Genomic DNA, 17,252 nt, shown 5'->3' on the forward strand with positions numbered 1-17,252 from the left:
TCTTGCGCCGCAAATGGAACCGCTCCAGCCGTTTGCTCCACTCAAGGTTTGAACCTTCCTGCTGGAGTAAAAGGACATGATAAGTTTCAAATCTCTGCAAAATAACCTCGACAGCACGCTGAATCGCGCCTTGTCCGACGTGGATGACGTGCTTGAGGGTGGCAACGGGCATTTTACTGCCGACGACATTGATGCCTTCGGTGAGGCAAGTCAGCAGGCCGCTGTCAGCTCCAACATCGCTGACCAGTGCCAGCAAGCCGGCTACAAAATGACCAAAAATGTCATCGATGGATTTCAGTGAGTTCGCTGAGGTCGTCGGCCAGTGGTGTGATCAGCGTCCGGCGACTGCGCTGGACTGCTGGGTCGACGACGCCAACGCCCGCCTGGAAGTGGTTGGTCATGGAATACGTTGCAGCATCGAGCTGCTCGATCCCTACGATGCCAATGACTCCCAACGCATCGAGGCGTTGCTCAGCCACGGGGGTGCCAGTCTTGCGTGTGCCTGTGATGGCGCCTTCGCCATTGATCCGCAGACCCGCTGCATGGTCCTGGTCACCTGGATACCCAACCCCTGCAACCTCGCCGATCTACTCGATCGCCTTGAAAGCCTGGCCAATCAGCGTGCGGCCTTGCTCAGCCTGATGCATACCACCATTGGCGACATGACGCCCGCGATATCCGGGCGCACGACCCTCAATCACCGGCAACCGGGAGTTTGAAATGCGCAAGGCCTTGATGTGGTTGCCTTTATTGTTGATCGGGTTGACCCCTGTTACATGGGCGGTCACCCCCGAAGCCTGGAAACACACGGCTTACGCCTACGACGCCCGGCAGACTGAACTGACCACGGCGCTGGCTGATTTTGCCAAAGAGTTCGGCATGGCGCTGGACATGCCGCCCATTCCAGGAACGCTCGATGGCCGGATTCGTGCCCAGAGCCCGGAAGAGTTTCTCGATCGGCTTGGTCAGGAATACCACTTCCAGTGGTTTGTCTATAACGACACGCTCTACGTCAGCCCGTCCAGCGAACACACCTCGGCGCGCGTAGAAGTCTCATCCGATGCGGTAGATGACTTGCAGACGGCGTTGACCGATGTAGGCCTGCTGGATAAACGCTTTGGCTGGGGCGTTCTGCCTAACGAGGGTGTGGTGCTGGTTCGCGGCCCGGCAAAATACGTGGAACTGGTGCGTGACTACAGCAAAAAAGTCGAGACGCCGGAAAAGGGCGACAAGCAAGACATTGTTGTGTTTCCGCTCAAATACGCCAACGCGTCGGACCGGACCATTCGTTATCGTGATCAACAACTGACAGTAGCGGGTGTCGCCAGCATTCTTCAGGATTTGCTCGACACGCGTTCTCGCGGCGAAGCCATCAATGGCATCAACCTGTTGGGGCACGGTGGCGCAAATGCCGGACTCGCGGGTGGCGGCTCGGACACTCAAAGCCTGCCTCTGGATTCCAGCGGCATCGATACCGGCGCCTTGCAACAGGGCCTTGATCGGGTGTTGAGCTATGGCAGCGGCAGCAAGAAATCCGGGAAAAGCCGTTCCGGTGGCCGCGCGAACATTCGTGTAACAGCCGATGTGCGCAACAACGCGGTACTGATTTATGACTTGCCGTCGCGCAAGCCGATGTACGAGAAACTCATCAAGGAACTGGACGTCTCGCGCAACCTGATCGAAATCGATGCGGTGATCCTCGACATTGATCGCAACGAGCTGGCGGAGCTCTCCAGTCGCTGGAATTTTAACGCAGGCAGCGTCGGCGGTGGCGTCAACCTGTTCGACGCGGGCACCAGTTCGACGATGTTCATTCAGAACGCGGGCAAGTTTTCTGCAGAGTTGCACGCGCTGGAAGGCAACGGTTCAGCGTCCGTGATCGGCAACCCGTCCATTCTTACCCTGGAAAATCAGCCGGCTGTCATTGACTTCAGTCGTACTGAATACATCACGGCGACCTCAGAACGCGTCGCCAATATCGAGCCCATCACCGCCGGGACCAGTCTGCAAGTGATCCCGCGTTCACTGGACCACGATGGCAAGCCTCAGGTGCAACTGATCGTCGACATTGAAGACGGCCAGATCGATATCTCCGATATCAACGATACGCAACCCAGCGTGCGCAAAGGCAACGTCAGCACCCAGGCCGTCATCGCCGAACATGGTTCGCTGGTGATCGGTGGTTTCCACGGGCTGGAAGCCAACGACAAGGTCCACAAGATTCCCTTGCTGGGCGACATTCCCTACATCGGCAAGCTGTTGTTCCAGTCCCGCAGCCGTGAACTGAGCCAGCGCGAACGCCTGTTCATTCTGACGCCGCGGCTGATTGGTGATCAGGTCAACCCGGCTCGCTATGTGCAAAACGGTAACCCGCATGACGTCGATGATCAGATGAAAAGGATCAAGGAGCGACGCGACGGTGGAGAGTTGCCGACCCGTGGCGATGTCCAGAAGGTCTTCACCCAGATGGTCGATGGAACTGCCCCCGTGGGTATGCGCACCGGCGAAACACTGCCATTTGAAACCGATAGCCTTTGTGATCCGGGCGCGGGGCTGACGCTCGACGGTCAACGTTCGCAGTGGTACGCCAGAAAGGATTGGGGTGTTGCGGTTGTCGTGGCGCACAACAATACCGACAAACCGGTGCGTATCGACGAGAGCCGCTGCGGCGGTCGCTGGGTCATCGGCGTTGCCGCCTGGCCTCACGCCTGGCTGCAACCGGGTGAAGAGAGCGAGGTATATATCGCTGTGCGCCAGCCACAGATATCGAAAATGGCGAAAGAGAGTCGGCCATCACTGCTCAAGGGAGCGAAACCATGAAGATCAGTAGCATTGCAGTTGTGCTGGTGCTGTTCGCTACCCTGTCGGGGTGTGCCACCCATGGCTGTACGGGAGTTGCCTGCAAACGTCCGGACTCCACAAACCGCGAACTGGTCATCTGGTGGCCGCCGGACATGCGCGACGGTCTGGACGACCAGGACCACGAGCGGGATTACACTGTCGTGAAGTTAAAGGATTAGAAATGATTGAGGTAAAGGAAAAAGCGGCGTTCTACTACAACGTCGCTGCCCAGAGCCCTGCGGTCTGGCCGGTGGCAAACGGGGTGTCCTTCGTCAGTCGGCGTGAGCATCATGACTGGGGCATCGCGCTGCACATCGAGGGGCGTGCGCTGCGTCCCGAGCAACTGAGAGAGGCGCTGCAAATGAGGTTCTCAGAGGCCGAGCGGTTCCGTAACTACTTTCTGTTTCTGGATGTACAGCGTGATTTTGTAGTGTGGCATGCCGTAAGCGACGCGCCGGATGCCGTCACCAACCTGGATGACATCCGGCGACATGAGCTGATGCTGGCAGGTCTGGAACACCTGGCTTAGGCAATTCGGCCAGCATGAAAGAAGACCGCCCCTGCAGAGGAGGCGGTCTTTTTTTGGGGCAGCTGGAGCTGCAGGCACGAGCTACAGGTAAGGTAATGTTGAGGATTGTTTCGGGACGCGGTCTTCTAGAGGCTAGAGATTGAAACAGGGCGTGGGGGAGGGCTGGTGCATAAGCACCTGTTACGCCTGGCTTGCAGCTCCCAGCCTAAAGCTCCACCTCAACCTGAATCACTTCATCGGTGATTTCATCCAGCTGGCGAACCACTTTGTAGATGTGCCCGACAGCTTGCAGCGTGGGGCGAGGGATGTATTTGCCGACCTTGGCGCGGTACAGCGTCCTTGTCAGCCAGATGCTCTGCACCACCGGGATACCGGCCTTTTTGGCCCGCGCAATCAGCGCCAGCGCTTCCTCGTCCTCACCCTTGCAATGAATCAGCGGTAGAGGCGTCTCGCCTGGCCGGTAATACAGCGCCACCGCGTAGTGCGTAGGGTTGACCAACAGCATGTCCGCTTCCTCCACCGGATTGGGGGCGGCGCTGGGCTCCTGGTTGAGGATTTCATGGGACAGTTGTCGACGATGACCTTTGACATGAGGGTCGCCTTCGGACTGTTTATATTCTTTCTTGATGTCCTCGTGGCTCATGCGCAGCTTCTTGGCGTGAAAGTATTTCTGCATGGCAAAGTCGACCATGGCGACGACCAGCAGCAATCCCAGAATAACGCGCAAAATATGGCGAAAGAGTTCGACCAATGCGTGCCAATACGTCGTCAGGTCGCTGTTGGCCAGCAGGATAAGAGCGCCCAGCGCGGGCTTGACCTGCATGTACAAGGTCGCGCCAATGGCAACAGCCTTGAGGATACTGAGCAGCAGGTTGAGGATGTTCTGCCCGGAAAACATCTGCTTGGCATGCGAGAAGGGGTTGATCTTGTTGATGTCCAGCTTCAAGACCTTGGGCGCGAACAGAAAGCCGATCTGCATCCAGCTGCTGACCAGGCGCATCAGCATGGCCATGCCGACGCTGCATAACGTGAAGCTGAGCAACACGGAAAGGCCTTCGCTGGCGATCAGCTCGACGGATGCAGCAAAGCTCCGGTCAATACCTTTGAAAGACAGCGCCAGCAAGGATTGCAATCGGTCGACGCTGTCATCGGCCAGGCCCAGGGTGATTTCACTGACGACCATCAGTACCAGCAGTTTGCCAAGGTCCTGACTCTGCCCCACCTGACCTTTTTCGCGAGCGTCACGTATCTGTTTGGGGGTAGCCTTTTCGGTTTTTTCACTCACGGCACTTGCACCAGAAGCGCCAGCAGCGACTTCAGATCAACCAGCTTCAACAGTTGACCGGTGCCCAGCTCCAGCAGCGTTGGCAGGTAGATCAACAGAAATGCCAGGCCAGCCATGCTTTTGGCTGGCATGGCCAGAATCGATACGTTCAGTTGCTGTGCATACAGACCGATGATCGCAAACGCGGCTTCGATCAATAGCAGCAGGGCAATGAACGGCGCGGCATACAACAGCATGTGTTGCATGGTCTGGTCGAGCTGTTCCAGAAAGATATCCAGGCCACCTGCGGTCATGCCCGGCAGCCAGGCAGTCGGTGGCCAGACGCTGTAGCTATCCCAGATGACCTGAGTGATGAGTGAAAGGCCGCCAGTGAGAATCACCAGCATGATCAGGGTTTCCTGAAACAATTCGCCCAGCGGTGTGGCGTCCGGACCGAGTGCCGGGTTCAACTGGCCACCGCTGAGCGCCCCGCGCTGACTGTCGAGCAGGGCACCGACCGAGGCAAACATCCAGAACGGCGCATACAGCAACAGCCCCAATAGCGTCCCCAGTACCGCCTCTTTGATCATCAGGCCGCCGATGGCAAACCAGTTATCGTCAAGAGAACCCAGCGCGCGGCTGATTGCGGGAGCCGGGACCATCGCCAGCACGGCCACCACCGCATAGCGCAACGGGCCTTTCAGGTATTTGAAACAGAAGGCTGGCACCAGCAGCATGCACGGCAGCAGGCGCGCCATCGCCAGACCCATGCCCAGCATGAATTGGAACGCTTCGTGGGCGTCGAAGGGCATTTAGTGATTGACCCCGGACCGTGCAATCAGGTCGAAGGCCATATTGATGAACTGAATCAGCTCGACGCCGATCCAGCGGCCGGTCATGGCCAGGGTCAGCCCGACCGCCCCGAGCTTGATGCCGAACGGCAGCGTCTGATCCTGAATCTGCATGAGTGCCTGCAGCAGCGAGGTGAGCACCCCGACCAGCACGGCGACACCCAGCGGCGGAGCGGTCAGGATGACGACCAGAAACATGCCTTGCTTGAACAACGCCAACGCTTCCATGGCCGCCTCACATATAGGAATAGAAGAGACTGTCGAGCAGGCGTGACCAGCCTGAGACCAGCACGAACAGCAGCAGCTTGAGCGGCAACGACAGGGTCATCGGCGAGACCATCTGCATGCCCAGTGCGAGCAACAGGTTGGAAACAATCAGGTCGATGACGATGAACGGGATGTAGATCAGAAAGCCGATCTCGAAACCGGCCTGCAACTCCGATAACACAAAGGCCGGAATCGCCAGCAAAAGGTCGTTCTTGTTGGCCTGGTCGGCCATTTCCTTGGGCCACATACGCTGGGTGTTTTCCAGCAGATGGGCGACCACATCCGGGTCGGTATTGCGCGTCATGAAGCGTTGCAGTGGCTCGATCACTGTTTTCAGACTGGCTTGCAGCTTGTCGGCGCTGCCCAGTTCCAGCGGGTGTTCATGGACCCGTTGCTGGATCTCATGCGCCACCGGGGCCATGACGAACATCGTGGCGGCCAGGGCAATGCCGTACAGGGCCATGTTCGGCGGCACCTGCTGAACGCCAATTGCGTTGCGGGTGATCAGCAGGGTCATGGCGATTTTCAGAAAGGCGGTGCAGACAATCAACAGAAAGGGGATCAGTGACAGCGAGCCGAGAAACAGCGCCAGCATGATCGGGTTTACGCCCTCCATGATCATGAGCGGGTCACCAGGCGGGTAATCTGCAGACCCAGGCGACCCTCGACATCCACCAGCTCGCCCTCGGCCACCACCTGTTCGCCATGGCACAGTGTCGCGTGCCCCGGCGAAATGCCGGTGACTTCAAGGATGGTCCCGGCATCCAGCCGGCGCAGTTCGGCGAGGGTCAGCCTGAGCTCGCCGCAACGCAGGGTCAGGTCCAGTGCCAGCGAATCAAGCGCTTGGGGCTCGTCCTGTTCTTCCTGCGCTGCGTGATCGTCCGGTTCGGTCGTCACATACCCGGATGGCTCGCCGTCTTCTTCGGACCAGTGCTGTTCAGTCGACGGGTCTTCATAGTCGTCGAGCATCTCGACATCTTCCTGATACAGATCTTCAGTACTCATGGTGGCGGTGCTCCTCATGACTGAGCCGCAAAAAAAGACGCTGCGCGTGCTGGTCGGTCTGCGCCGCCCATTGCCGTCCTGCCAGGCTCAGGAACCCTTGCCCGGCGCTGTCGAACTGGCAGTGGGCGGGCAGCACCACGTCACCGGGGCGCAGCGAGGCGATTTGTTCCAGGGTCAGCGACGTTTCACCGATGATCAGGGGGCTGGCCACTGACCAGGACTCATCCACAGGGCGCGTGCGGGCTTGCCAGGGCGCCGATTGCAGCAGCCTGAGCAGTGTGTCGGGCGTGGCATGCAAGTGCGCGTGAAGCTGCTCACCACCGCGCCGTATCTGAACCCGGCAGCCCAGGGTGAGTGCGTGCGGTTTGTTGTGCAGGGGTTCGATCGGTGCCAGCAGTCGGGCAATGGTCGGACTCAGGCGTTGATTGAACAGCTGCCAGTACCAGGCTTGTTGCTCGCCCCCGAGCGTAAAGGGGATATCGCCCAGCAGGCTGAGCAGCGCTTCGGCGTCGCTGAGCAAAAGGGGGCCGACGGCTGTGCTCAGCCAGACAGCGCCTGCCGGTTCGCCTGTGTCGGCAAACAGTGGCAACAGGGTCAGTTCGGCGTCCTGACCTGCGGCGCTGAAGCCCAGGCTCTGACCGGCACCCAGCTCACGCGTGGCCTGGGCCAGCAGGGCATCGACCTTGCGCAGACGCAGCGCGCTCATGCTGCAAGATCTTCATGCAGGTCCAGCTCAACGTCATGGCCGAGTGCCCGCGACAGTGAATCACGGCATGCGCCGGTATGACCCTGCAAACGCTTCAGAACGTCACGACGGGCGAAGCCCAGCTGAATGCTCCAACGGTGTTCGGTTCTTTCGGCATTGACGCGTACTGTCCCCAGGCTGGGCATCAGCAGGGTAAACGCCAGCGGGCCGACGGGCTGTTCGGGCAAACGCTGCGCCAGCTCGTCGATCAATTGGGGCGGTACATTTTCGGCGTGCACGGGCAGGGCGATGCTGCTGCCGCCGAAACCTTGCTGATCAGGCTCTTCACCGACCTGAGGTATCAGCAGTTGGGAAAAGAACAGGCCGTCGGCGCTCTCCGGTGTCTCTGTCGCCGAACGGTTTTGTGCGAAGCGGATCTTTGGCATGTCGGTACGTGCTGTGCCGCCAAAAACCGGTAGCTTGTCATCAGCCTTGTCCGGTGCGCACTGCGCGGGCGCAGAAGGCGCTGTGGCATGCACTACGGCTGGTGCCGTTGGCGCTTTGGCCGGGTGTTTGATCGGTGCGGTCATCGTCACTTAACCTTCTTCGTTGAGCGTCTCCTCCATGCAGGCGAGTTTCTCGACCGCGCGCTGAGACGCTTTGGCTTGCAGGCGCTTCTGCTCAAGCAACGCCTGCTGTTCGGCTACCCGCAATTGCTGTTGCTGCACGTCCTGCCGAATACAGGCCAGGCGGTCGAGCATGTGTTTTTCTTTCTCATGCCATCGGTCGATATCGTTCAGGCTGATGGTCTTTTCCAGGTGTTCCTGAGACAGGCCCTCGCGACGCCGCTTGTGGTTGTCACGTTCCTGATCCAGCGATGCCCGTGTTTTTGATAAGTGGTCGAGCATCGATTTCAGTTCCACCTGCGCGTGGCGATGGGCCCGTTCAGCGCTCGCCTGACGATGCTGGCGCAGCGGGGTCAGCAAGCCGATCACCTGCTCAAGTGCTGCTCGCTGTGGGTCGTCTTCCAGTGTGTCGTCCATGGTCACTCCGGCAGTCGGGAGGTGAGCCGCAACAACCCGTCCAGGGTTTCCTGCAAGGGCACCGGCTCACGCAGGTCCTGGCGCAGAAATTCGTTGATGGCGTCATTCAGTTGCACGGCGCAATCGGTCACCGGGTCTGCCCCGGCCTGGTATTCGCCCAGACGCAGGAGCATTTCCACCTGCTTGTAGGCGGCCAGTAGCTGGCGCAGACGATTGTTCGCTCGCTGGTGTTCGCGGCCGGTGACATTGCTGAGGATCCGGCTGATGCTGGCGGACACGTCAATGGCAGGGTAATGCCCGCGCTCGGCCAGCTTGCGGGACAGCACGATGTGCCCGTCGAGCAATGAGCGCACTTCATCCGCCACCGGATCGTTCATCGAGTCCTGCTCGATCAGCACGGTGTAGAGGGCGGTGATCGAGCCGTTCTCGCTCATGCCGGCGCGCTCGACCAGGCGTGGCAGCAAGGTGTACACCGAGGGTGGCAGGCCGCCACGCCCCAACGGTTCGCCCGAGGCAATCCCGATCTCCCGCTGCGCACGGGCAAACCGGGTCAGGGAGTCGAGCAGCAACAGCACTTTCTGGCCTCGTGCGCGGAATGCCTCGGCGATAGCGGTCGCGGTGAACGCTGCGCGTGCGCGCTCCATGCTTGAGCGATCGGAGGTGGCACAGACCAGCACCGAGCGGGCGCGTAGGGTTTCGTCCAGTTCATGGTCGAGAAACTCGCGCAGCTCGCGGCCCCGTTCGCCGATCAGCCCGAAGACGATGACATCGCAGCCCATGTTGCGGGCCAGTTCGGCCATCAGTGTGGTCTTGCCGCAGCCAGCACCGGCGAACAGCCCCACACGTTGACCTTCGCCCAGGAGGATGGCGCTGTCGATGGCGCGTACCCCGGTGGGCAGGGCGTTGGTGATGCGCGGGCGCTGGGTGGGTGGCAAGGCGTCGGCGATCACCGGCAGTGTTTCGCGACGATCATCCGGTCCGGCAAAAGCACCGAGGCAATCACCGAGCAGCGGACGTCCGAAGCCATCCAGAACACAGCCCAGCAAACTGTCGTCAACGCCAATCCGGTGGGCGATGCCCAGCGGGCGGATCGGAGCCCCGACCTGAATTCCGTCGGGTGCGCCCAGGGCGCTGAGCAGCGTACATTCCTGAGTGAAACCGACTATTTCAGCCAACAGGAAACTGCCGTCGGCTTTGCTCACCTCGCAAAGATCGCCCACCTTGGCAGCAGGGATCTTGCATTCCAGCAGAATCCCGCGCACTGCACTGACCCGGCCACTGACGCGCACGGCGCTGTAGTCACGCAAGCGCGCTGCGTGGGTGTCTTTCCATTGGCTCAGTGCAGCATTCACCAGTTCACCTCAATGTGGCGATTGCCGTCGAATTGCAGGCGCTGATTGTCGATTCGCGTCAGGCGCAGGCCATCCACTTCGTCACCCACATAGATACGGCGGCCGTCTGCAGTCACCAGATGCGCATGCGGGCCGGTCATGATCTGAACCACCACGAAGGGCAGGGCGCTACGTGTGCTGGCGACGTTGTCGAACACCGTCACCGGCGACTCATAGCGGTCCTTGAAACGCTGCAGCATGCGTTGATAGACCAGCAGGGATTCCTCTTTGAGATCGCCGTTGAGCACCAGCCCCTCGGCTGTTTCTTCCACGCTGACATCGGTCAGCAGCCGGTCGCTGAGCATGGTGCCCAACTGATGGCGGACTGCCTCCGCGCTGGTCAGGCGTATGCGTTTGTCGGCCGCGGGTTTGATGGTCTTTGCCGGTGTTGGAGGTGTCTCTGCCGGTGCCTCTGCTGTGACCGAGGCCATGTGGCCGGGGCCTTGGTCCATTGCAATGGCGGGCGGGCGGGTCAGGCTCCAGGCGCTGCCGATGACACCCACCAGCAAGCCGGCGATGATCCCTGTGGTACGGTTGAGCAATTGCGAGCGCGACTTGACCTTTTTCAGCGGCACATCATTGCGTGCTGGCTCGGGGTCAGCCTGTGGCTGTTTCGGGATGACTGCTGGCACTGAAGGCCACTCATCGTCTGCGGGCGAAACGCACAACCACACTGAACCCAACATGAACGCAGTGTTGAGTGTCAGGTCAATGCTGGGCCGGGCGTTACCTTCTTCGTCGCACACCGCGCCTTCTTCAGCGTTCAGTGTCCAGCTGTCGTCCAGGCGTTGCAGGCGGCAGTGCAGGCTTTCCACACCCGCGTCGTCCAGTGCCAGATCGTGTTGCGCGGCAGAGCCAATCGACCATTGCTCGCCCACCAGTGGCAAGGCTGCGCCTTGGTGCTGACCGTTCAGTACGCGTAATTCAAACATCTGAAAGTCTCCCTTTGCTCAAGCCTGAAAGGCTCAAGCTGCGTGCTCGTTGTCCATTGGCTCAAGATCGTCTTCTAGGTCGAAGCGACCCATTACCTTGACCTTGGCCGCGTTGCTGATTTCTGCGAAAGACAGTACGGGAACGTGATAGAACTCCTCCCTCAACAAGGTCCGCAGCGGGCTGCGCAGGTCCTGCGCGACCAGCAGTACCGCCTGTTCGGGCGCGCGCACCGGGAATGCGATATTCATTTGTTGCACGAGCATCTGACTGATCTCGTTACTCAGTGCGAAGAACGTTTCGGTCTGTGTCTGGCGCAGACCGTCGCGCAACAAGCCCTCGCTTTCCGGCGTGAGCAGCCACACTTGCAGGCCTTCGGCACCGCAATACTGGTGGTAGATCTGCGATTTGAGCGCGATGCGCACGTAGTCGGTCAGCACGTTGGTATCGCGTTCATGCTGGCAATGCTCGATCAGGGTTTCGGCGATCAGCCGGATTGCCCTGAGCGGTACGCGCTCCGACGCGAGACGTTGCAGAACCGCCGAGAAGCGCGTCAGCGTGAGCACCCGCTGTATCTCTTGCGCGAGCTCCGGCTGCTCGGATTCCAGCCAGCTGAGGATGGCTTTGGTCTCCTGCAAGCCGATGAACTGCGGCGCGCAGGACTGCAATGCGCGTTCCATGCGTTCGACAATCAGAGTCATGGCGCTGACCGGGTTCAGCTCACCGCATTGCTCGGCAGGCAACCACACCCATTGATCTTCCTGGCGGTCGGTATTGCCCGGAATCGCCGCCGGGAGGTTTTCACCGCCCAGTTGGCGAGCGTCCACGGCGACATGGGACTGGGTAAATGTCGCCTTGAGCATGGGTACGTCGTAGACGGTGAAGCGAAACTCGTCCGGAGGAAGATGATCGGCATGTTCAATGATGAACGAAGGCAGGGTCAGACCGTATTGCACCACCAGTCTATTGCGTCGCCGACGTATTTCGCTGATCAGTGCCTCTATCTGTGCGCTGTCCTGGCCTGGGTGAAACTGCAGGACGAACTGCCGGCTGGGTGAGAAGGTACGCAGGTCTTCCTTGCCGTTCATTTCCGGGGCGACGGCAGTGGCGCGTTGTTCGTCGGGCTTGGGTTTTGCCCGTTGCAACTGCAGCATGCCCCCGGCACCGCAGATGATCGCGATGGTGATGAACACTCCCGTGGGCATGCCCGGCAGGGCCGCGAAGCCGAGCATAGCCACTGCGGCGATGATCCACGCCTTGGGCTGGCTGGTGATCTGTTCGGCGATTTCACGGCCAATGTTGGCCTCTGCGCCGGCCTCGGTATTGGGTACACGGGTGATGATCATGCCGCAGGTTACGGAGATCAGCAGCGCCGGGATCTGTGCAATCAGGCCGTCACCAATGGTCAACACGGTATACAGCTGCAACGCATCGCCTGCGCTCATGTTGTGCTGCAACACGCCGATGGAAATACCGCCGATCATGTTGATGGCAACGATGATCAGGCTGGCAATGGCATCACCGTTGACGAACTTCATCGCGCCATCCATGGCTCCGAACAACTGACTTTCCTTGTTCAGCTCGGCGCGACGCTTGCGCGCCTCCTGAACGGTTATCAGGTTGGCGCGCAGGTCACTGTCGATGGACATCTGCTTGCCGGGCATCGCGTCCAGCGTAAACCGTGCGCCGACCTCGGCAACCCGTTCCGAACCTTTGGTGATAACTAGAAAGTTGACCACTGTCAGGATCAGAAAGATCACCAGGCCTACCGCCAGGTTGCCACCCACCACGAACTGGCCGAAGGCTTCGACAATGTGCCCGGCGTCCTGATTGAGCAGGATCAATCGTGTGGTGGAAATCGACAGCGCCAGACGAAACATGGTGGTCAGCAACAGCACGGCCGGAAAGGTCGAGAATGCCAGCGGCCTGGGCAAATGCATCGCCAGCATGATCAGCAGGCACGAGATACAGATGTTCACCGCAATCAACACATCAACCAGCCCGGTGGGCAGGGGGGTGATCATCATGAAGACAATGGCGATGACGAAGAATGCGCCAACCAGCTCTGACCGGCGCATGGCCGACAGGGCAATCATGTTCAGAAAGTTGATGACTTGATTCATCCGGCAAGTCCCTCAAAAAGCTGCTTCTGTTCCTGTTGAGTCAGTTCTGCCATCAGGGTGAGCAGGTTATTCAGCGCAGCCTGGCGGCTTTTCATGTCCTTCCAGAGCAGGATGGGCAATTGCATCAGCATCGGCCGCAAGCCATTGAGAAACGCCAGCTGGTTCTTGAGCCTGGCACCGCCGATGTGTTGAGTCAGTTGCAGGGTCTGGTTCACGTTCATTCCATTGGCCGTCAGGGTCAGCAAGTGTTTGAGAAAGGCTGGCGGATCCACCTTCAGGTCAGGGTTCTTGTTGCGCATGCGCCCAAGCAGGTGTTCACAACCGCGCAACAACGTCGTCACGTGCCGTGCCGTGGTCAGCCCGTGCATCAATGTGCGCAGCTGTTCATGAGATGCCGAAGGGGTAATCGCCGACAGATCGTCGGCAATGGCTCTGCGCATGTCGCGCAGGTTGAGGTCGAAGTCTCCGGTCTCCTCCTGCTCGCTGATCAAGGCTTCGATCAGACCGGTCACGTTCGGCTGTCCGGAAACCGCTACGCCATACAGGTTGCGCAATGCGGCTCGGCGTTTGTTGTCGACGTTCTGTCGCCCGAACGCCCTGGCAGTATTAATGCCCGCCCGTGCGTGTGGTCCGAACTTGCGCCGCAGCTGTTTCAGCGTTTGGGTGAGCGCCACGTACTCGCCTTCAGCGCCATCGTCCTCAGCCTGTTTGCGCGCTGCTTGCAGCACCACGTGGGCCTTGGCCGCATCGCCATCGGCAAATTCCAGAACCTGTTCCAGTTCTGTGTCGTTCTCTTGCAGCAGTTTTTTGCGCAGCAGCCTCGCGGCATTATCCAGCCCGGTGTCGTTGGCGCTCATCAACAACTGATAGAGCTCACCCAGTTTGACGGCCCGCGACTGCAGTGCATTTCTGCTTGCGATCAGTTCGCGCTGGCGCAGTATCCGGCTGTTTTGCACCAGTGCTGCGGCGAAGCGCGAGACCTGTTGCGATGACGTGCCTTTTTCCGACGATAGGGTGCCGGGAATCGCTCGCGCAGCGGGCGTGACGGCGCGAATCGGCGTGACCGTGTGGGTTGGCAATATAGGCGGGGCGACGATTTTCATAGGACGGTTCTGAGCCTGGTCATGACCGTTGAGTGGGGCCTGGCCAGGATTCGGTTCCCTTGTAAAAGGGGCTGACGCGTTTGTGCCAAAAGCTGTAGGGATAAAAACGGCGTTGCGCAAAAAAATGTATTACAAGGAATTACACATTTTAAAATAGCTATATAAATCAGTAGCTTAAATAAGTATTTTGGCTGGCACGGTTATCGCTATAGGGCTTGCACACCATTAAATTAAGGTAAGCCCATGTTTCCCAACCTTGTGATCCTTGATGCAACCCAGCCACGTAATGACTCTTCGTCTGCCGGTATCCGTCAACTGACGGCTGATCAGATACAGATGCTCAGAGCGTTCATTCAGAAGCGCGTAATGAACCCGGATGATGTCGATGACATCCTGCAATGCGTATTTCTGGAGGCCCTGCGCAACGAGCACAAGTTTCAGCATGCCAGCAAGCCGCAGACCTGGCTGTGTGGCATTGCGTTGAACCTGATCCGCAATCACTTCCGCAAAATGTATCGTCAGCCCTATCAGGAAAGCTGGGAAGACGACGTTCATTCAGAGCTGGAATGGAATGGCGATATCACTCATCAGGTAGACGGACACAGGCAATTGGCACGCGTCATCGCAGCCATCGATTGCTTGCCGTCGAACATGCAAAAGGTCCTGGAAGTGTCGCTGGAGATGGATGGCAATTATCAGGATACGGCGAACACGCTCGGCGTACCGATTGGCACTGTGCGCTCGCGACTGTCCCGGGCGCGGGTGCAATTGAAGCAGCAGATTGACCCGTTCGCCTGAGTGGATATCTGTCTGGAACCAACTCGCGCGCAAAACCACACAGTTGCCATCCCTCACCACTTGGATGGCAACCATGCGTATATCCAGTTCTCCCAGTCCTGCCCTCGGCAGCATCGTGAATCAACCCACCTCTGGCGAACTGGCTGCTGAGACGCCATTAGCCAAGGCCTCGCTCACGCAGAGCAGCGCAGGTGGTGGTCAGGCCTTTGTGCAGTTCGGCCAGGCCAACGACAATACATCTTCCTTTTCCGATACCGAGCAAAGCGGCTCATCGCTGATGAGTCTGCTGACTCGCAGCAGCAGTAGCGAAAGTACCTCCAGCATCGATCAGGACAGTGATCAGGTATCGCCGATGACATCGGTCTCGTCAACCGCGAGCGCGTCACCTGCGGCGGCTGCCTCCGACCCGGCAAACGCCCCAAGCGCTACCGATGCCGCGTTTCTCGATAACTCCGAATACTCTTCGCCCGAGGCCCTCAAGCGCTGGGATCCGATGGTCGCCCATCTGCCGCCCGAAGAACGCGAGCAGGCGGCAAAAGAACTCAACCGGCCGATTGCGGCCGCCTGGATGGCCAGAGAGCACGGCCCCAATGCTGACAAGGCGATGGCGTTCATCAACGCCAACCCTGCGTTGAAGACGGCTGTGGACGTCGGTAAGGATGGCGGCAACGCGGATGGCAAAATCACCAACAAAGACCTCAAGGCGTTCGCCAAAAATATGGAAAAGGCCGCGGACGCTGCCGACAAGGACCTGGGTAAATACATGGAGGACAACCCCGATGCGGATCCTCAATCCCTGGAAATGGTGCGCAATGCCGCAGTGATGCGGGCCAATATGCCGCTGACGGTGGCCGCTGACCCGCATCATGCGGTCGGTGCGACTGACAAGACCGACGTGGACGGCAATATCAGTGCCGACGACTTGAAAGGGCTGGCTGAAAATAACCCCGGGTTGTCGGGTACGCTCAAGCAATCCTGCAGCACGTGGTCGCAGCCGGGCTTCCTCAGCCAGGTGGACGAGGCGGGGATGACCGGGCGCAAGAAAGCTGCGCACAGTCCCGACCAGTTGTTTGACGCGAAAAACATGAGCGAATGGATCAGGAAAAGTGCGCCCACCAATGGTGGCCAGTTCGCCAGCATGCTCAGCGATGCGGCGACCCTGAATTCTGTAGCGGGTATCGACATCAGCAAGCTGGACGCCGGTGTTTTCGATAAACCCAAGTCTTACACCGGCGCGCAGAAAGCCGCCGTGATGGTCAAGTTGCAGCAAACCCAGCAGAGCGTGATCGCCGGTCGCGGCTTGCGCAACACTGAAAAAACCGAGGCTGGCCTCAACGAAAGAATCGCTCAGCTACAGGCCGATCCCGACGTTCAGGCTTACCTCAACAAAAGCATTCCCGAGCAGGAACGCAAACTGGTGCGCAGCGATAGCGCGCTGCAAAAAGCGGTGGCCGAGCAAGCTGAAAACGTCAACAGCGGCAAGGCGCTGCAGACCGATATGTCGACAGCGGACAAAGCGGTCGACAAGCACAAGCCAGATCCCGATTACAGCGGCGCTATCAGCGGTCTGTCGGCGCAATTGCAACTGCAGAAAGATCTGTTTCCCGATGCCGAAGTGCCGACGGCCGAGCAAGTGGTCAGCAATCGACCTGATCTGCAATCGTCTATTGCCGATTCGTACGTTCGCAACTTCAGCGAAGGCGGCGCACTGAAACAATTGCTCGGCCAGAAAAAGGCCGATGCCAGCGAAGCCCTGCAAACCGCAGACAACCAGAAAGCGGCCTATGAAAGTGTGCTGCCCGCTGATTTCGTTGAAGGCGAGCATGAAAACTACACGACCAGCACATTGAATGAGCTGCAGAACTCCAAAAAAGGTCGCAAGTTGCTGGAAGGCAAAAGCGATGAAGAGGGCGGCCCTTCGCTGTTGGCTCAGCTTGCTGATGCCGGGGCGGGTGGCAAGGTGCTGAATTCAGTCATGGGCTTTGCATCGGTATCCACCATGCTCGCCAACGGCGACAAGCTTGGCGCGACGCAGGCCATTTACGACAGCACGAAGCTGGGCGCCGAGGCGATCAAGGGAGGGGTCGACGCCGGGGCGAAGATGATGGGCCGCGAGGCCTCCGCCGGTCTCGGGCGTCTGGGCGGGCAGATGATCGGCCGCGCCGTCGGCCTGGTCGCCGGCGAAGCCACCGGGCTTGCTGCGGGCGCGGCACTGGGTGCTGCAATCCCGGTTATCGGCTGGGCCATCGACGGCGCCATGGCATTGGGTTTTGGTATCTCCGCGATCATTGATGCGGTCAAGAAGCACAAGGCGCAGAAGGCGTTCGATCATAACGTTGACCCGGTGCTGGACCAGTTCGGGATTGCCAAGGCGCATTGATAACAGAGAAGAGGTTTGAACACTTTTTCAAGCCTCTTCTTA

The 17,252-nt window shown here is 59.3% G+C and carries 19 protein-coding genes; 7 read left to right on the top strand and 12 right to left on the bottom strand.

All coding sequences use genetic code 11. The annotated features are described in order from the left end of the window. Positions 1–76 precede the first annotated feature (76 nt). The 5 genes from KP808_RS06050 to KP808_RS06070 are packed head-to-tail and all read left to right on the top strand — an operon-like array spanning position 77 to position 3,370. The gene (locus KP808_RS06050) at positions 77–301 is read left to right on the top strand and encodes a type III secretion protein (RefSeq protein ID WP_002552406.1); all 225 of its coding nucleotides are present in this window, start codon (positions 77–79) and stop codon (positions 299–301) included. After that, positions 288–719, top strand: a complete 432-nt coding sequence (locus KP808_RS06055; RefSeq protein ID WP_058399586.1) for a type III secretion system protein HrpG — start codon at positions 288–290, stop codon at positions 717–719. Before KP808_RS06050 ends, KP808_RS06055 begins: the two co-directional genes overlap by 14 nt. A gap of 1 nt (position 720) precedes the next feature. After that, a complete protein-coding gene (gene sctC, locus KP808_RS06060) occupies positions 721–2,820 on the top strand; it encodes a type III secretion system outer membrane ring subunit SctC (RefSeq protein ID WP_230017782.1) in 2,100 nt (699 codons plus the stop codon). Continuing rightward, positions 2,817–3,020 carry an HrpT family type III secretion system protein gene (gene hrpT / locus KP808_RS06065; RefSeq protein ID WP_002552409.1) on the top strand — a complete coding sequence of 68 codons (204 nt, stop codon included), beginning with the start codon at positions 2,817–2,819 and terminating at the stop codon, positions 3,018–3,020. The genes sctC and hrpT overlap by 4 nt, the downstream gene beginning before the upstream one ends. A gap of 2 nt (positions 3,021–3,022) precedes the next feature. Then, positions 3,023–3,370, top strand: coding sequence for a hypothetical protein (locus tag KP808_RS06070; protein ID WP_002552410.1), 348 nt, complete (start codon positions 3,023–3,025; stop codon positions 3,368–3,370). 205 nt (positions 3,371–3,575) lie between these two features. Here the strand turns inward: KP808_RS06070 and sctU are convergent, their stop codons facing one another. The 12 genes from sctU to sctW are packed head-to-tail and all read right to left on the bottom strand — an operon-like array spanning position 3,576 to position 14,032. Further along, positions 3,576–4,655 carry a type III secretion system export apparatus subunit SctU gene (sctU, locus tag KP808_RS06075; RefSeq protein ID WP_230017784.1) on the bottom strand — a complete coding sequence of 360 codons (1,080 nt, stop codon included), beginning with the start codon at positions 4,653–4,655 and terminating at the stop codon, positions 3,576–3,578. Continuing rightward, positions 4,652–5,446 carry a type III secretion system export apparatus subunit SctT gene (gene sctT / locus KP808_RS06080; protein WP_230017786.1) on the bottom strand — a complete coding sequence of 265 codons (795 nt, stop codon included), beginning with the start codon at positions 5,444–5,446 and terminating at the stop codon, positions 4,652–4,654. Before sctT ends, sctU begins: the two co-directional genes overlap by 4 nt. Then, a complete protein-coding gene (gene sctS / locus KP808_RS06085) occupies positions 5,447–5,713 on the bottom strand; it encodes a type III secretion system export apparatus subunit SctS (protein WP_002552413.1) in 267 nt (88 codons plus the stop codon). A 7-nt stretch (positions 5,714–5,720) separates the two neighbouring features. Then, positions 5,721–6,374 carry a type III secretion system export apparatus subunit SctR gene (gene sctR / locus KP808_RS06090; RefSeq protein WP_057430737.1) on the bottom strand — a complete coding sequence of 218 codons (654 nt, stop codon included), beginning with the start codon at positions 6,372–6,374 and terminating at the stop codon, positions 5,721–5,723. After that, positions 6,371–6,757: a FliM/FliN family flagellar motor switch protein gene (locus KP808_RS06095; RefSeq protein WP_230017788.1), complete on the bottom strand. Its 387-nt coding sequence runs from the start codon at positions 6,755–6,757 to the stop codon at positions 6,371–6,373. The genes sctR and KP808_RS06095 overlap by 4 nt, the downstream gene beginning before the upstream one ends. Further along, a complete protein-coding gene (locus tag KP808_RS06100; protein WP_230017790.1) occupies positions 6,747–7,463 on the bottom strand; it encodes a type III secretion system protein in 717 nt (238 codons plus the stop codon). The genes KP808_RS06095 and KP808_RS06100 overlap by 11 nt, the downstream gene beginning before the upstream one ends. Continuing rightward, entirely contained in the window at positions 7,460–8,032 is a 573-nt protein-coding gene (locus KP808_RS06105; protein ID WP_230017792.1) for a type III secretion system HrpP C-terminal domain-containing protein, read from the bottom strand. Before KP808_RS06105 ends, KP808_RS06100 begins: the two co-directional genes overlap by 4 nt. Positions 8,033–8,038: 6 nt before the next feature. Beyond that, positions 8,039–8,485, bottom strand: coding sequence for a YscO family type III secretion system apparatus protein (locus KP808_RS06110; RefSeq protein ID WP_005778280.1), 447 nt, complete (start codon positions 8,483–8,485; stop codon positions 8,039–8,041). Positions 8,486–8,487: 2 nt separating this feature from the next. Next, positions 8,488–9,837, bottom strand: coding sequence for a FliI/YscN family ATPase (locus tag KP808_RS06115; protein ID WP_122280230.1), 1,350 nt, complete (start codon positions 9,835–9,837; stop codon positions 8,488–8,490). Continuing rightward, the gene (sctD, locus tag KP808_RS06120) at positions 9,834–10,808 is read right to left on the bottom strand and encodes a type III secretion system inner membrane ring subunit SctD (protein ID WP_058399593.1); all 975 of its coding nucleotides are present in this window, start codon (positions 10,806–10,808) and stop codon (positions 9,834–9,836) included. The genes KP808_RS06115 and sctD overlap by 4 nt, the downstream gene beginning before the upstream one ends. Before the next feature lie 33 nt (positions 10,809–10,841). Then, a complete protein-coding gene (gene sctV / locus KP808_RS06125) occupies positions 10,842–12,929 on the bottom strand; it encodes a type III secretion system export apparatus subunit SctV (protein ID WP_054076889.1) in 2,088 nt (695 codons plus the stop codon). Beyond that, the gene (gene sctW / locus KP808_RS06130) at positions 12,926–14,032 is read right to left on the bottom strand and encodes a type III secretion system gatekeeper subunit SctW (protein WP_230017794.1); all 1,107 of its coding nucleotides are present in this window, start codon (positions 14,030–14,032) and stop codon (positions 12,926–12,928) included. Before sctW ends, sctV begins: the two co-directional genes overlap by 4 nt. Before the next feature lie 243 nt (positions 14,033–14,275). Between sctW and KP808_RS06135 the strand changes: the two genes are divergently transcribed. Continuing rightward, positions 14,276–14,830 (top strand): RNA polymerase sigma factor, encoded by a 555-nt coding sequence (locus tag KP808_RS06135; protein ID WP_230017797.1) that lies wholly within the window; start codon positions 14,276–14,278, stop codon positions 14,828–14,830. A gap of 73 nt (positions 14,831–14,903) precedes the next feature. Further along, positions 14,904–17,210, top strand: a complete 2,307-nt coding sequence (locus KP808_RS06140) for a type III effector HrpK domain-containing protein (protein ID WP_230017798.1) — start codon at positions 14,904–14,906, stop codon at positions 17,208–17,210. The last annotated feature ends 42 nt before the right edge of the window (positions 17,211–17,252 follow it).

Source organism: Pseudomonas savastanoi, from assembly GCF_020917325.1.
Lineage (GTDB): Bacteria > Pseudomonadota > Gammaproteobacteria > Pseudomonadales > Pseudomonadaceae > Aquipseudomonas > Aquipseudomonas amygdali.

Excerpts from the sequence above, each read along its gene's own strand:
- KP808_RS06050 (WP_002552406.1), top strand. The coding sequence starts at position 77 with ATGATAAGTTTCAAATCTCTGCAAAATAACCTCGACAGCACGCTGAAT.
- KP808_RS06055 (WP_058399586.1), top strand. The coding sequence starts at position 288 with ATGGATTTCAGTGAGTTCGCTGAGGTCGTCGGCCAGTGGTGTGATCAG.
- sctC (WP_230017782.1), top strand. The coding sequence starts at position 721 with ATGCGCAAGGCCTTGATGTGGTTGCCTTTATTGTTGATCGGGTTGACC.
- hrpT (WP_002552409.1), top strand. The coding sequence starts at position 2,817 with ATGAAGATCAGTAGCATTGCAGTTGTGCTGGTGCTGTTCGCTACCCTG.
- KP808_RS06070 (WP_002552410.1), top strand. The coding sequence starts at position 3,023 with ATGATTGAGGTAAAGGAAAAAGCGGCGTTCTACTACAACGTCGCTGCC.
- sctT (WP_230017786.1), bottom strand. The coding sequence starts at position 5,446 with ATGCCCTTCGACGCCCACGAAGCGTTCCAATTCATGCTGGGCATGGGT.
- sctS (WP_002552413.1), bottom strand. The coding sequence starts at position 5,713 with ATGGAAGCGTTGGCGTTGTTCAAGCAAGGCATGTTTCTGGTCGTCATC.
- sctR (WP_057430737.1), bottom strand. The coding sequence starts at position 6,374 with ATGATCATGGAGGGCGTAAACCCGATCATGCTGGCGCTGTTTCTCGGC.
- KP808_RS06095 (WP_230017788.1), bottom strand. The coding sequence starts at position 6,757 with ATGAGTACTGAAGATCTGTATCAGGAAGATGTCGAGATGCTCGACGAC.
- KP808_RS06100 (WP_230017790.1), bottom strand. The coding sequence starts at position 7,463 with ATGAGCGCGCTGCGTCTGCGCAAGGTCGATGCCCTGCTGGCCCAGGCC.
- KP808_RS06105 (WP_230017792.1), bottom strand. The coding sequence starts at position 8,032 with ATGACCGCACCGATCAAACACCCGGCCAAAGCGCCAACGGCACCAGCC.
- KP808_RS06110 (WP_005778280.1), bottom strand. The coding sequence starts at position 8,485 with ATGGACGACACACTGGAAGACGACCCACAGCGAGCAGCACTTGAGCAG.
- sctD (WP_058399593.1), bottom strand. The coding sequence starts at position 10,808 with ATGTTTGAATTACGCGTACTGAACGGTCAGCACCAAGGCGCAGCCTTG.
- sctV (WP_054076889.1), bottom strand. The coding sequence starts at position 12,929 with ATGAATCAAGTCATCAACTTTCTGAACATGATTGCCCTGTCGGCCATG.
- sctW (WP_230017794.1), bottom strand. The coding sequence starts at position 14,032 with ATGAAAATCGTCGCCCCGCCTATATTGCCAACCCACACGGTCACGCCG.
- KP808_RS06135 (WP_230017797.1), top strand. The coding sequence starts at position 14,276 with ATGTTTCCCAACCTTGTGATCCTTGATGCAACCCAGCCACGTAATGAC.
- KP808_RS06140 (WP_230017798.1), top strand. The coding sequence starts at position 14,904 with ATGCGTATATCCAGTTCTCCCAGTCCTGCCCTCGGCAGCATCGTGAAT.